At 45.0% G+C, this 13,584-nt stretch carries 11 protein-coding genes, 1 other RNA gene and 1 other annotated feature; of the genes, 9 read left to right on the forward strand and 3 right to left on the reverse strand.

The features are described 5' to 3' along the window. Positions 1-134: 134 nt before the first annotated feature. The 3 genes from ACLUWI_RS06180 to brnQ all read left to right on the forward strand — a co-directional run bounded on the left by ACLUWI_RS06180 (position 135) and on the right by brnQ (position 5,987). Entirely contained in the window at positions 135-1,046 is a 912-nt protein-coding gene (locus ACLUWI_RS06180) for a phosphatase PAP2 family protein (RefSeq protein WP_412146588.1), read from the forward strand. A gap of 415 nt (positions 1,047-1,461) precedes the next feature. Further along, positions 1,462-4,101 (forward strand): bifunctional acetaldehyde-CoA/alcohol dehydrogenase, encoded by a 2,640-nt coding sequence (gene adhE / locus ACLUWI_RS06185; RefSeq protein WP_412146589.1) that lies wholly within the window; start codon positions 1,462-1,464, stop codon positions 4,099-4,101. 171 nt (positions 4,102-4,272) lie between these two features. Then, positions 4,273-4,506 (forward strand) — a binding site (T-box leader). 110 nt (positions 4,507-4,616) lie between these two features. Further along, positions 4,617-5,987, forward strand: a complete 1,371-nt coding sequence (brnQ, locus tag ACLUWI_RS06190) for a branched-chain amino acid transport system II carrier protein (RefSeq protein ID WP_412146590.1) — start codon at positions 4,617-4,619, stop codon at positions 5,985-5,987. A gap of 66 nt (positions 5,988-6,053) precedes the next feature. On the opposite strand, the gene nrdF is transcribed toward brnQ, so the two are convergent. The 3 genes from nrdF to nrdH form a co-directional block, all read right to left on the reverse strand. Beyond that, positions 6,054-7,073, reverse strand: coding sequence for a class 1b ribonucleoside-diphosphate reductase subunit beta (nrdF, locus tag ACLUWI_RS06195; RefSeq protein ID WP_412146591.1), 1,020 nt, complete (start codon positions 7,071-7,073; stop codon positions 6,054-6,056). A 42-nt stretch (positions 7,074-7,115) separates the two neighbouring features. After that, positions 7,116-9,287: a class 1b ribonucleoside-diphosphate reductase subunit alpha gene (nrdE, locus tag ACLUWI_RS06200; RefSeq protein ID WP_412146592.1), complete on the reverse strand. Its 2,172-nt coding sequence runs from the start codon at positions 9,285-9,287 to the stop codon at positions 7,116-7,118. 88 nt (positions 9,288-9,375) lie between these two features. After that, entirely contained in the window at positions 9,376-9,597 is a 222-nt protein-coding gene (nrdH, locus tag ACLUWI_RS06205; RefSeq protein ID WP_006500476.1) for a glutaredoxin-like protein NrdH, read from the reverse strand. Positions 9,598-9,882: 285 nt separating this feature from the next. On the opposite strand from nrdH, the gene ACLUWI_RS06210 reads away from it, so the two are divergent. The 6 genes from ACLUWI_RS06210 (at position 9,883) to ACLUWI_RS06235 (ending at position 13,578) form a co-directional block, all read left to right on the forward strand. After that, positions 9,883-10,353: a nucleoside deaminase gene (locus ACLUWI_RS06210; RefSeq protein WP_412146623.1), complete on the forward strand. Its 471-nt coding sequence runs from the start codon at positions 9,883-9,885 to the stop codon at positions 10,351-10,353. A gap of 47 nt (positions 10,354-10,400) precedes the next feature. Beyond that, an RNA gene (gene ffs / locus ACLUWI_RS06215) (signal recognition particle sRNA small type) lies at positions 10,401-10,497 on the forward strand. 130 nt (positions 10,498-10,627) lie between these two features. Beyond that, positions 10,628-12,364 carry a DNA polymerase III subunit gamma/tau gene (gene dnaX / locus ACLUWI_RS06220; RefSeq protein WP_412146593.1) on the forward strand — a complete coding sequence of 579 codons (1,737 nt, stop codon included), beginning with the start codon at positions 10,628-10,630 and terminating at the stop codon, positions 12,362-12,364. A gap of 32 nt (positions 12,365-12,396) precedes the next feature. Further along, positions 12,397-12,705: a YbaB/EbfC family nucleoid-associated protein gene (locus ACLUWI_RS06225; protein ID WP_302147613.1), complete on the forward strand. Its 309-nt coding sequence runs from the start codon at positions 12,397-12,399 to the stop codon at positions 12,703-12,705. 12 nt (positions 12,706-12,717) lie between these two features. Next, positions 12,718-13,317 carry a recombination mediator RecR gene (recR, locus tag ACLUWI_RS06230; protein WP_275263775.1) on the forward strand — a complete coding sequence of 200 codons (600 nt, stop codon included), beginning with the start codon at positions 12,718-12,720 and terminating at the stop codon, positions 13,315-13,317. Between the two features lie 9 nt (positions 13,318-13,326). Next, positions 13,327-13,578 (forward strand): YaaL family protein, encoded by a 252-nt coding sequence (locus ACLUWI_RS06235; RefSeq protein WP_412146594.1) that lies wholly within the window; start codon positions 13,327-13,329, stop codon positions 13,576-13,578. The last annotated feature ends 6 nt before the right edge of the window (positions 13,579-13,584 follow it).

Genomic DNA, 13,584 nt, shown 5'->3' on the forward strand with positions numbered 1-13,584 from the left:
TTTTTTATTTCAACATCGGATGCCTAACAGTAAGTCATTATTTTATTTACATAAAGGAAGCTTTTGTGAATGAATTTACTCAATATTAACCTGCTTATGTGGTATTTCTTTACTTTGGCTGTTTATTCTAAATATTGACAGGAGGGATTGATTTGAGTGAAGAGAATCAAAAGAAGCTGTTTGGCATTTCAGCAATTATCTGCATTATTTTATTAGCGATTGCCTATTTTGGCGATTTAGCCATCAGCAATACATTAATTAATTATCACAGTTGGGTAGGGACGTTCTGTCAGACTTTTGGCGAATTTCCGGTTTATTTAATTTTTGCCTTGTGTGGACAGATTGCCATGACTTATGCTTGGCGAGGTGGCTGTGAAAGACTGTTGGCAGGACCGTTGTTTATTGGCGGGCTTGCGCTGTCGCTTTGGCAGAGCAAGCAGTATGTCAATGAATTCTTGGGCTATCTGTATTCGGCACAGACCAATCTAAAAAACGGTACAGCAATTGCAATGGCTAACAGTGATTCGGCAACAGGCGGCTATGCAAGTTCAACGATTATGATTGTCTGGCTGTTGTTTTTCATTATATTTACGCTGTTGGTGCAATGGTGGCTGAAAAATAAAACGACTAAGCAGCTGACACGCTATATGAAAATCGCCGTCTTAGCGTCATTAACGGTTTGGTTTGCTCTGGAAGTTAATTTGACTTTAAAAGATTTATGGGGACGCTATCGCCCATATGAGCTTACGAGTGGTAATCGTGAATTTACCAATTGGCTGACGATCAATGGCGTTAATGGTCATAAGTCGTTTCCATCAGGACATACGATGGCAGCAACGCTATGTATCGTTTTCTCATGGTTCGTTTCAAAAAATAAGCGTAAAGGCTTTTTCATTGGCGGCATCGTTTATGGTGTCGTAATCGCTCTGAGCCGGGTAATCGTAGGCGCGCATTTCTTTTCTGACGTTACGTTCTCATTTTTCTTGACTGCACTGATCATCTTCATCATGAATGGTCTTGGCAAAAAGCTAATTGAAGATTTTTAAAATTGAAGGCTGCGATCATCGATTGGTGAGTGCAGCTTTTATTTATGTTAAATTAGTTCAATGATGAGCTAATTCATAGGGAATAGAAACTAATTTTAAAATGTATCATACAAATAACCGCTGTTTTGACTATTAAAAATAAAAAGCAACCGGAAAAAGCTGTGAATAAGAATACAAAAACGAGGAGAAAACACTTAAAATAATTACATAAGATTATGTAAAAAAATATTTTTAAGGCCTCATCCTTACTGTGACAATGGTTATAGCTATAACGTTGTAATCGCTTTCTATGATTTAGAAATTGTTATTTAATTCACAAAAGGTGTTTACAAATCTAGAAAAAGGAGTATAGTAATAATTGTTCAAAGGATAACAAAGTTGTTGAAAAGTAATTAATCGAGAAGGAGCTAGTGCAATGACAGTTAAAGCTAAAGCCACTGTTAAGGCCACCGAAAAGCCTAAAGACAAGGAACAAACCGCTGAAGAATTGATTAACGGCTTGATTGATAAGAGTGAAAAGGCTCTTGATCAATTACGCACATTTAGCCAAGAACAAGTTGATAAAATCTGCCAAAATCTGGCATTGGCCGCTGAAGAACACCATATGGATCTGGCTATTTCAGCAGCTGAAGAAACTGGTCGTGGGGTAGCTGAAGACAAGGCTATCAAGAATATCTATGCCAGTGAATACATCTGGAACAACATTCGCAATGACAAGACGGTTGGTATTATTGATGAAGATAATGAAAACCAAATGATTACGATTGCTGATCCACTGGGGGTAATTGCTGGGGTCGTACCAGTTACCAACCCAACTTCAACGGTAATTTTTAAATCGATTATTGCCTTGAAGACACGGAACACGATTATTTTCTCGTTCCACCCACAGGCCTTCAAGTCATGTCTGAAGACTGGTCAGATTTTGGAAGCCGCTGCCGAAGCCGCTGGGGCACCAAAAGACGTAATTCAATGGATTCCGCAATGCAGTCGTGAAAATACGACGGCACTGCTGCAGAATCCTCGTATCGCTACGATTTTGGCTACTGGGGGTCCTGGACTGGTTAAAGCAGCCTACAGTTCTGGTAATCCTGCCTTAGGTGTTGGTCCTGGTAACGGTCCAGCTTACATCGAAAAGAGTGCCGACATCGATCGTTCTATCTACGACATCGTATTATCAAAGACCTTTGACAACGGGATGATCTGTGCTACAGAAAACTCGGTTGTCATTGACGATGAAATTTACGATCAGGTTAAAGAAGCCTTTAAGAAGTGGAATTGCTACTTCTTGAAGCCAAGTGAGATTCCAACATTTACCAATGGCTTTATCGATCCTGATCGACACCAGGTACGTGGTCCAATTGCTGGTCGTTCCGCAAATGATATCGCCGAAATGTGTGGGCTGAAAAACGTTCCAGCTAATACTAAAGTACTGATTGCCGAGCTGGATGGGGTTGGTCCTAAGTATCCACTGTCAGCCGAAAAGCTGTCGCCAGTGTTGACGATGTACCGGGCCAAGGATCGTGAAGATGCATTCCGAATCTGTAGTGAACTGTTGGCCTATGGTGGTGAAGGTCATACGGCAGCCATCCACACCAATGACGATGAATTGATTAAAGAATACTCACTTAAGATGAAGGCTTCTCGAATTATCGTCAACTCGCCATCAGGTCTTGGTGGTATCGGTAATGTCTACAACAATATGACGCCATCATTTACGCTGGGGACAGGTTCATACGGCAGTAACTCAATCTCGCACAACGTTTCTGACTGGGACCTGCTGAATATTAAGAAGGTTGCTATGCGTCGCGATAATCCACAATGGGTACAGATTCCGCCAAAAGTTTACTTCCAGCGGAACTCACTGAAGTACCTGAAAGAAATTCCAAACATCAACAAGGCATTTATCGTTACCGGTCCAGGAATGGTTAAGCGTGGCTATATTCAACGGGTTATTGATCAGCTGCGGCTGCGCAACAACCGGGTTCAATACGAGATCTTCTCTGATATCGAACCTGACCCATCAACAGATACGGTTGACAAAGGTGTAGCTTGGATGAACGACTTCCAGCCTGATACGATCATCGCACTGGGTGGTGGTTCGCCAATGGACGCTGCTAAGGCAATGTGGATGTTCTATGAGCACCCAGACACGACTTGGAATGGGGTTCGGCAAAAGTATCTTGATATCCGGAAGCGGGCCTACAAGATCGGTCGGCCAAAGAAGGCACAATTTATCGGGATTCCTACGACTTCCGGTACTGGTTCTGAAGTTACGCCATTTGCGGTTATTACCAACTCTAAGACGCACGTTAAGTACCCACTGGCTGACTACGCTTTGACTCCAGACATCGCAATTGTCGACTCACAATTTGTTGAGTCCGTGCCAGCCAATACAACGGCCTGGACCGGTCTGGACGTCTTGACGCATGCTACTGAATCATACGTTTCGGTAATGGCAACTGATTATACGCGTGGCTGGTCGCTAGAAGCCATCAAGGGTGTTATGGAAAACCTTGAGGCATCTGTCAAGGGCGACAAGCTGGCTCGTAAGAAGATGCATGACAGTTCCACGATTGCCGGTCTGGCTTTTGCCAATGCCTTCTTGGGGATCACGCACTCCCTGGCTCACAAGATGGGTGGGGCTTTCGATCTGCCACACGGTCTGGTAATTGCGATTGCACTGCCACAGGTAATTCGCTTCAATGCTAAGCGGCCAACCAAGCTGGCAATGTGGCCACACTACGAAGACTACCGTGCTGACAAGGACTATGCAGCGATTGCCCGCTTCTTAGGCTTGAAGGGTGATACGACTGAAGAATTGGTGGAAGCATACGTACAAAAGATCATCGAACTGGCTCATAAGTGTGGCGTAACGCTAAGCTTGAAAGCTAATGGCGTTAAGCGCGAAGACTTTGACAAGGTTGTTGATCAACTGGCCGTTTTAGCTTACGAAGATCAATGTACGACGGCGAACCCGGTTGAACCACTGGTCAGTCAGCTTAAGGAACTGTTGGAACGCTGCTACGAAGGTACTGGCGTCGAAACTGAAGAATAGGCTGTTGATTTTCAAGCACTCTCAATTAATCTTCTCAATTTAAAATCTCAACTTTAAAAGACGGTCGCGGATCTGTGATCGTCTTTTTTGGTTAAAATTAAAAAAAAGTGAGAAACAGGTTGACAATTTCTTAGGAAAGCTTTAGAGTATAAGACAAGTTAATCAACGGAACAAAACACAGTGATCCGGAGAGTAAGGTTATAGTTGGCTGATCAGCGACCCCGATGAAGTGTGAGCGGGGACAGGAACTATAACTGGAAAGTAGCCGGTGAGTGGCCGATGCGACGTAAGAAGTGTCGGACGGGTGCGCCCGTGATCGCGCCAGCGTATGAACACGTACGCGTTGAGGCTCAATTGGTGACGGTTGAGCAAAAAAAGGTGGTAACACGCAAAAGCGTCCTTTTCAAATCAAGTTATGATTTGAAAAAGGCGCTTTTTATTTTCCGTTGATCACGAAATCTTAGCTAAGATCTCTTTTTGAAATTCATTTGCTGATTGAAAGGGGATTGATTTTTATGAATACGAACAAACTGACTTTTCGCAATGCTTTATTAATTGGATCACTAATTTTTGGGATGCTTTTTGGGGCCGGCAATCTGATTTTTCCAGTTCATCTGGGCCAGATGGCAGGAGCTCATTGGCTAAGTGCCGCAAGTGGCTTTTTGATGTCAGGGGTGCTCTTGCCTTTGATGGCATTGCTGGCAATCAGTATTACGCGTTCCAACGGGATTTATGATTTAGCTCGTCCTAATGGTGCTTGGTATGCACTTATTTTTCTGATTTTGGTTCACGCAACATTAGGACCTTTGTTTGCTACGCCACGGACGGCCACAGTTTCTTATGCGATTGGGATCGCGCCGCATCTTTCGGCCAGTGCCAATACCTGGGGAACTTTGATTTATTCAGCAGCCTTCTTTGGCTTGACGTATTACTTCTCAACTCGGGAAGGACGAATCACCGACACGATCGGTAAAATGCTTAATCCACTGTTTTTAGGCTTGATGTTCATCATTTTCTTTATGGCATTTATCAGCCCAATGGGACACGCTGGTTCAGCTGCTATTACTGCTGCTTACCGTCACGCTTCATTTACCAACGGCTTTTTGCAAGGGTACAACACAATGGACTGCTTGGCTTCTTTGGCCTTTGGGATCACGGTTATCACGGCAATCAAAGGTCTGGGCATTAAGCGTCAGCGCGACATTTCCTGGGCAACTGCTAAAGGCGGGGCTTTAGGAATCATCGGGATTGCTTTGATCTACATTGCTTTGATTTGGCTCGGTGCTACCAGCCTGGCCCACTTTAAGATGGCTGATAACGGTGGTACGACTTTGGAACAGATCGCTAACTACTACTTGGGTACGGCTGGCGATGCAATCTTGGCTGTTTTGGCAACGACGACCTGCATGACCAGCGCGATGGGCTTGGTTGTTGCGTTCTCACAAGATTTCCATCGGCGCTTCCCTAAGATTTCCTATAAGGCGTTCCTGCGCTTTAACTGTGGACTTTCATTCTTGGTTGCTAACTTGGGCTTGGATCAGATCATTGCTTGGTCAACGCCAATCTTGATGTTCCTGTACCCGTTGGCAATCACGCTGATCATCATGGGGATCATGTCACCGCTCTTCAAAAACGATCCACTGGTTTACCGCATTACGACGGGCTTCACTCTAATTCCGGCATTCTTTGATATGATGAACGCTACACCGGCTATTTTGCATAATACCGCTGCCGTTCAGGCGATGATCAGCTTTGCGGCTAAATTCTTCCCATTCTTCAGTCTTGGCTTTGGCTGGCTTTCGTTTGGCATCGCCGGTCTGGCACTGGGCTTGATCATTCATTTTGCCAAGGAACGAATGGCTTCACCAGCTATGAGTCAGGATTAGGATTACTGAGATATCTAGCAAATAAAAAACGTGCGGATGCAGTGGCATCATGCACGTTTTTTATTATTAATCTTTAGTGTTAATGTCTTTGCCGGCATTAGGATCGGCAACGTGATAATCGCTGTCGCTCATTGCTTCAACTGCCCCAAGTCGGTAGCCATTACCGACCTGACTGAAAAAGTCATGGTTGGAAGTCGTAGTTGAAATACCATTCATTACGACTGGATTGACGTCACTGGCCGTATCTGGGAACAGCGGATCCTGCCCTAGATTCATCAAGGCTTTATTGGCATTGTAGCGAATGAACGTCAAGACTTCATCGGTCCAGCCAACTTGATCGTACAGCAGGTGGGTGTACTTTTCTTCATTGTCGTAGAGTTCGTATAAGAAATTGTACATCCAGTCTTTCATGTCTTGCTGCTGCTTTTCGGTGAGATCCTTCATGCCGACTTGGAATTTATAACCGATGTAAGTTCCGTGAACTGATTCATCACGCAAGATCAGCTTGATGATTTCTGCCACGTTGTTAAGCTTGTTGTGGCCTAGGTAGTACAGTGGCGTGTAGAAACCAGAATAGAACAGGAACGTTTCCAAAAAGACGTTGGCAACTTTTTTCTTCAAAGGACTGACGCTTGGATCCAGGTAAAGATTGCCGATCCGTGTTGCCTTGTTTTGCAGATATTCTTCAGTATCGGACCAGTCAAAGATTTCACTGATTTCTTCAGGGGTATTCAGCGTAGAAAAAATCGTGGAGTAAGACTTGGCGTGAACTGATTCCATAAATTGAATATTGTTAAGCACGGCCGTTTCATGCTGGGTCTTAACATTTTCTTTCAGTGCCGTCAAACCAGCTTCCGACTGCAACGTGTCCAAGAGCGTCAAGCCACCAAATACGTGACCAACGACCCACTGGTGATCAGTATCAAGCTCGCGCCAATCATCCATGTCGTTGGAAACTGGAATCCGTGTATCTAGCCAGAACTGCTCGGTCAGCTTTTCCCAGGTGGCTTTGTCGATCATATCAGAGACTTCATTCCAATTGATTGCTTGGTAGTTTTTTAGTGGTACGAAATTTTCAATCTTCATTATAAAAAGGGGCTCCTTTAGTCTTTAATGATTCCAAAAAAGTTAGATAACACAGCTTTCGCATTGGTTAGCACCAATCTCATCTTGATCATCGGTAAACGTCCGAATATAGTAGATGGATTTAATGCCTTTTTGATAAGCATAATGGCGCAGGATGTTTAAGTCACGCGTTGTCATCTTGTCAGTTCGATTGTTTTTCCATTCATACATCCCGGCTGGAATCGTGGAACGCATAAACAGCGTCATTGCCAGCGATTGATCGATGTGTTCTTGAGCAGCCGCGTAGGTATCGATCACGCTGCGCATGTCGGTATCATAAGCTGATTTGTAGTATGGCATGGTATCGTTGCTCAAGTATGGTGCCGGGTAATAGATCTTGCCAATCATTTTTTCTTGACGTTCTTCAATCCGATTGATAATTGGATGCAGGCTGGAAGTCGAATCACCAATGTATGACGTCGATCCATTCGGGGCAACGGCTAAGCGGTAGGCATTGTAGAGACCATCTTTTTGTACGGCTGTCTTGAGTTCTTGCCAGTCTTTAGTGCCAGGAATAAAAATGCCATCAAATAATTGCTTAACGGCATCCGACTTTGGCCCCCAATCTTGGCTGACGTATTTGTCAAAGTAGGAACCATCGGCATACGTGCTCTTTTCAAACTCAGCAAACGTTTCGTGACGTTCACGGGCAATATCATTGGAGACTTTGATTGTCCAATAGTTGAGCAGCATAAAGTAGACGCTGGTAAATTCCAGTGCGACTGGCGAGCCGTATTGAATATGGTGCTTGGCCAGGTAGCCGTGCAGCCCCATGGCGCCAAGACCGATCGCGTGAGCCATGTCGTTACCGTGCTCGATTGATGGAACGACGTCAAGGTGCTCGATGTCGCTGATATGGGTCAATCCCCGGACCATGGCGCTAACTGAGCGGCCAAAGTCTGGCGTTTCCATCATGTTGGCAATGTTGGTAGAGCCAAGGTTGCAAGAAACGTCAGTCCCAAGTTTGGCAAACGTCTGGTCATCATTAACGATTGATGGTCGCTGAACCTGGGCGATTTCTGAACAAAGATTGCTCATGACGATCTTGCCATCAATTGGATTGGCGCGGTTGACGGTATCCAGATTGACGATATATGGGTAGCCTGATTCCTGCTGCAGTTTGGAGATTTCATCTTCTAAGTCGCGAGCGTTGACCTTGTATTTGGTAATGGCGTCATTAGCAACCATGTTCTCATATTCATTAGTGATGTCAACGTATGAGAATGGGACGCCATAGATCCGCTCAACATCATAAGGGCTGAACAGATACATATCCTGATTGCTTTCGACCAGCTCATAAAACTTGTCAGGGACGGTAATTCCAAGCGATAGCGTCTTGATCCGAATCTTTTCATCGGCATTTTCTTTCTTGGCAGACAAGAAGGCCACGATATCGGGATGAAAGACGCTTAGATAGACGACACCGGCGCCTTGCCGCTGTCCCAACTGATTTGAGTAGGAAAAAGAGTCTTCTAAAAGCTTCATGACTGGTACGACCCCGCTGGCAGCACCCTTGATTTTTTTGATTGGTGCACCCGCTTCACGCAGGTTGGAAAGATTGATGCCAACACCGCCGCCAATCTTGGAAAGCTGCAAGGCGGAATTGATCGTCCTGCCGATTGAGTTCATATCATCGGTTGCCTGAATCTCAAAACAGGATACGAATTCGCCGCGCCGCTTGCGACCGGCATTTAAAAAGGTTGGTGTAGCTGGCTGATAACGCTGGTGAATCAATTCGTCGGCCAGCTGCATAGCCAGCTCTTCATTGCCATCAGCCAAAAACAGAGCGTTCATGGCAACGCGATCAATGTAGTTTTCCAGGTAGTATTCCTTATCGTTGGTTCGTAGGGCATATTGTGCATAAAATTTGTAGGCCGCCATAAATGAATGAAAATGAAAATTCTGAGCCTTTAAAAAGTCGTAGAGCTTTTCGATGAATTCAAAGCGGTACTTGTGCATAAAGCCGGTTTCGATATAATCGTTTGCTTCCAGCCAGTCATAGCGTTCTTTTAATGAAGCAAAGTGCTTGGTGTTGGGTAAGACGTTTTCCTTGATGAAATCGTCTAGGGCTTCGTGATCCTTATCAAGCTGGATTTGTCCATCTTTAGGAATATTGAGTTCATTATTAAGGTCGTAGTATTTTACCTTGGTGAGGTCGATATCTGATAGTGCCATGGATAACTCCTTTTTCCAGTGCAATAAAAAGCGGGCATCGTGCAAAATAATTGAACGATCCCCGGAAATAACGCGGTATAATTGACAATTAAGCCAATTGTTTCAGCATGTCAGGACGGAAACCGGTAAAGGATTGACCATCTGGCAGCTTGATTACTGGCGTGGCTTTAAAACCGTCAGCTTTCAGTTGATCAACGTACTCTGGATGTTCATCAATGTTGTGTTCAACAAAGTCAACGTGGTGCTGCGTTAGAAACATTTTGGTCATCTTGCATTGAATGCAGTTGTTTTTAGAGAAAACGGTAATCATAAATCTCAGTCCCCTTTAACTTTTCGTTGAGTTAATGTTTTATAGTATAGCGGGTTATGAAGAAATTACAAGCATTGACGTACTATATAATGTGTGCTTGCAAAATATTAATACAATATGTAGTGGCTAAGCAATAAGGGATTAGGGTGCTGAAAGTTGCAGCAAATTTTTTATTTTCTAATGAAGATTGCTTCATAACTCACGCGGTAGAAAAATCACAAAAACCATTATACACTGATTAATAATAATTGATAAGGGAGAAAAATTTTGCAACCGGAAGATTATATGGAAATGGCACTGGCTGAAGCGCGGCAAGCTGAGTTAATGGATGAGGTGCCGATTGGGGCCATCGTTGTCTATCATGGCAAGGTGATCGGTGCCGGCCATAACATGCGGGAGAGATTTCAAAATGCAGCCTATCATGCCGAACTGCTGGCTATTATGGAAGCTTGCGAGTATCTAGGAAGCTGGCGACTGGAAGAGTGTGATCTGTACGTAACGCTGGAGCCATGTATGATGTGCAGCGGTGCCATTATGAACTCAAGAATTCGTACTTTATATTATGGAGCTAAAAATCCTAAAGCCGGCACGGTCGATAGTCTGTACCACCTGCTGAGCGATTCAAGATTCAACCATCAAGTTGCGATTAGATCAGGAATCAAAGAGGCTGAGTGTCAGCAGCTGCTTAAACAATTCTTTAAACGGGTTCGCAAAGCGCGCAAAGCTGCGAAAAAATCGACTCAGCAAAAGAATTGACAGAAGACTGGCATTTAACTTTAAAATAGTGTAAGATATTATTTGCCGTAAGGTCATGGGGCAAGGTTGTGCCTACGAATCGTGTCAGGTCCGGAAGGAAGCAGCACTAAGTTCGCTACAGCTTGTGCCCCATGTTTTTTTTGAAAATTAACCGCTGTGTGGATCGTTTCGCACGGCTTTTTTTATGCGCAAAACCTTTTTTCAATCGAATTGCGACGATTTTACTAGTATAATAACGATAATACGGATTTTTACCAGAAAGGAAGCAGTCAAGATGAGCTATCAGGCGCTTTACCGAGTTTGGCGGCCACAGCGATTTGACGAGATCGTTGGTCAGCAGGTGGTTACGCAGACCCTAAAAAACGCGATCATAACCAAGCAGATCAGTCATGCTTATTTGTTTGCCGGCCCAAGGGGAACTGGCAAGACCTCAGCGGCAAAAATCTTCGCTAAAGCCATTAACTGTCATCATCAGCAAGACGGTGAACCTTGCAATGAATGCGAGATCTGTCAGGCAATTACTAATGGGCAGCTTGGCGACGTTATTGAAATTGATGCTGCTTCCAACAACGGGGTCGAAGAAATACGCGATATTCGTGACAAGGCCAAGTACGCACCAACTCAAGCCGACTATAAGGTCTATATCATTGATGAAGTACACATGCTTTCAACCGGTGCGTTTAATGCTTTATTGAAAACCTTGGAAGAACCGCCAGCCAATGTGATTTTTATCCTGGCAACCACCGAGCCGCATAAGATTCCGCTGACTATCATCAGTCGGGTACAGCGGTTCGATTTTCGGCGGATCTCAGCCCAGGATGCCTTTGAGCGCATGCAGTATATCCTGGATCAAAAGCACGTCGTATATGAAAATGACGCACTCTGGGTAATTGCCAATGCTGCTGAGGGTGGCATGCGTGACGCACTGAGTATTTTGGATCAGGTTTTGTCGTTTAGCGATAACCAAGTCAAACTGGATGATGCGCTTCTGGTTACCGGCAGCGTCACCAAGCAGCTGCTGAAAAAATACTTTGATGAGACGATCAGCCATCAAAGTGCCGCGGCTCTGCATACAATGAAAGAAATTCTGGATCAGGGTAAAGACGGTCAACGCTTCATTGAGGACCTGATCTCATTTATTCGCGATGTACTGCTCTATCAAGAATCGCCACAGCTGGTCAACGTTGCAGGTTCAGGACTTAAAGAAACTGATTTTCAGCAGTTGAGTCAGGCTGCCAGTGCCGATGAGCTGTACCAAATGATTGACGAGTTAAATGAGATTCAAGAAGAGATGCGCTTTACGACACATCCTGACGTTTATTTGGAAGTCTTGACGGTCAAGCTTAGTCAAATCAAACCGCAAGTTGATAAAACAAGTGCATCGGATCCACGGCTTAGTCAGACGATCGGTCAGCTGCAGCAAGAGATTCAGCAGCTGCAGTCAGCAATTGCCGGCTTAAGACAAACCGGCAGCAGCATGGCACCCCGTACCGTTCGACGATCAGGCGATACTGTTGGCAACAAAATTCAGCCTAAAATGATGGTTAAGCTGGATCGCGTCTACCCAATTCTGGAACATGCCACAAAGCAGAATCTGCGCGGGCTGCAGGAAATCTGGGGCGATCTGCTTAATATGCTGGAGACGCCGCAGCGCGCACTGATCAATACATCCCAGCCGGTAGCGGCCAGTCCGCAAGGCGTCGTGGTTTCATTTGACAGCAGCTTTTTGCTGCAGCGTGCCAACAGCGGCAGTCTGGCAGCGGATATGGAAGCTGGCCTGCAGCGCCTGTCTGGCAATGAGATGCGTGTGGCATTCGTACCAATGGATCAGTGGCCAAAGATTCGCCATAACTATTTGGCAGAGCATGGCTACTTAAATAAGGACAAAGCCGGTACTGATAAAAAAACTTCATCAGCTCAGACAGCGCCAGCCACACCGATTAAAACAGATCCACTGGTTGATAAGGCCAAGCAAATGTTTGGTGATTTGGTAAAAATTGAAGATAATTAATCAATAACATAAGTAAAGGATGGATAATAACTATGATGCGCGGAATGAACATGCAACAAATGATGAAACAGGCTAAGAAGATGCAGCAAAAGATGATGGAAGAACAGCAGAATCTGGCCAAGGAAGAATTTGTCGGCGTCTCGCCTGACGAAATGGTCAAGGCAACCTTTACCGGCGATAAAAAGCTGACTGATTTGCAGATTGATCCGCAAGCCGTTGATCCCGATGACGTTGACATGCTGGCCGATCTGGTTTTGGCAGCCGTTAATGATGGCCTGGAAAAAGTTGATGCCGCCACACAGCAAAAATTCGGTAAGTACACTAAAGGCTTGAATATTTAAGGAGGCCTGGCGATGCAGTATCCTGAGCCAATTGCCAAACTGATCGACAGCTATATGAAGCTGCCGGGAATTGGCGAAAAAACCGCGACTCGCCTTGCTTTTTATACCCTGGGAATGGACCAGAAAGACGTTGAGGATTTTGCCAAGGCGCTCTTAAGCGTGAAAAAAGATCTGCACTACTGCAGTATCTGTGGCTTTATTACTGAAGACGATCCTTGCCCAATCTGCCGAGATAAGTCGCGTGATCGTTCAACGATTCTGGTGGTTGAGCATTCGCAAGATATTATGGCAATGGAGCGGATGCACGAATACCATGGCCTTTACCATGTTTTACACGGCTCCATCTCGCCAAGCGAAGGAACAGGGCCAATGGATATCAATATCCCGGCTTTGCTTAAGCGCCTGCAGAAAAATACCGAGGTCAAAGAAATCATTGTGGCAACCAATGCCTCACTGGATGGTGAGACCACGGCACAATATCTGGCTAAGCTGATCAAGCCGGCAGGTATCAGAGTTACTCGTCTGGCCCATGGGCTGTCAGCTGGCGCCAATATCGACTATACTGATGAGGTAACCTTGTTCAGAGCAGTTCAAGGCAGAACGGAAATGTAGGTGAAGATCATGTTTTTTAAGCATCACAATCCCCATGCCGTTGAAGAGCTGGGTAATCAAAAGCTGTTGGAACTGATCTACAATGTTAAGGACAGTTGGGATCATGCCAAAGAAACCGAGCACGCCGTCTATGAAGGACAAGTTGACAATGAGCTCTATAGTCGAACCAAGCTGCAAGAGCAAAAATACCTGTACCTTTATACCAAAGCGCGCCGCAATCACCTGCATGGCTATTTAAACGACAGCGTAATCAAGCAGTAACCGAGG

Source organism: Limosilactobacillus mucosae, assembly GCF_046939755.1.
In the GTDB taxonomy this organism is placed as follows: domain Bacteria; phylum Bacillota; class Bacilli; order Lactobacillales; family Lactobacillaceae; genus Limosilactobacillus; species Limosilactobacillus mucosae_A.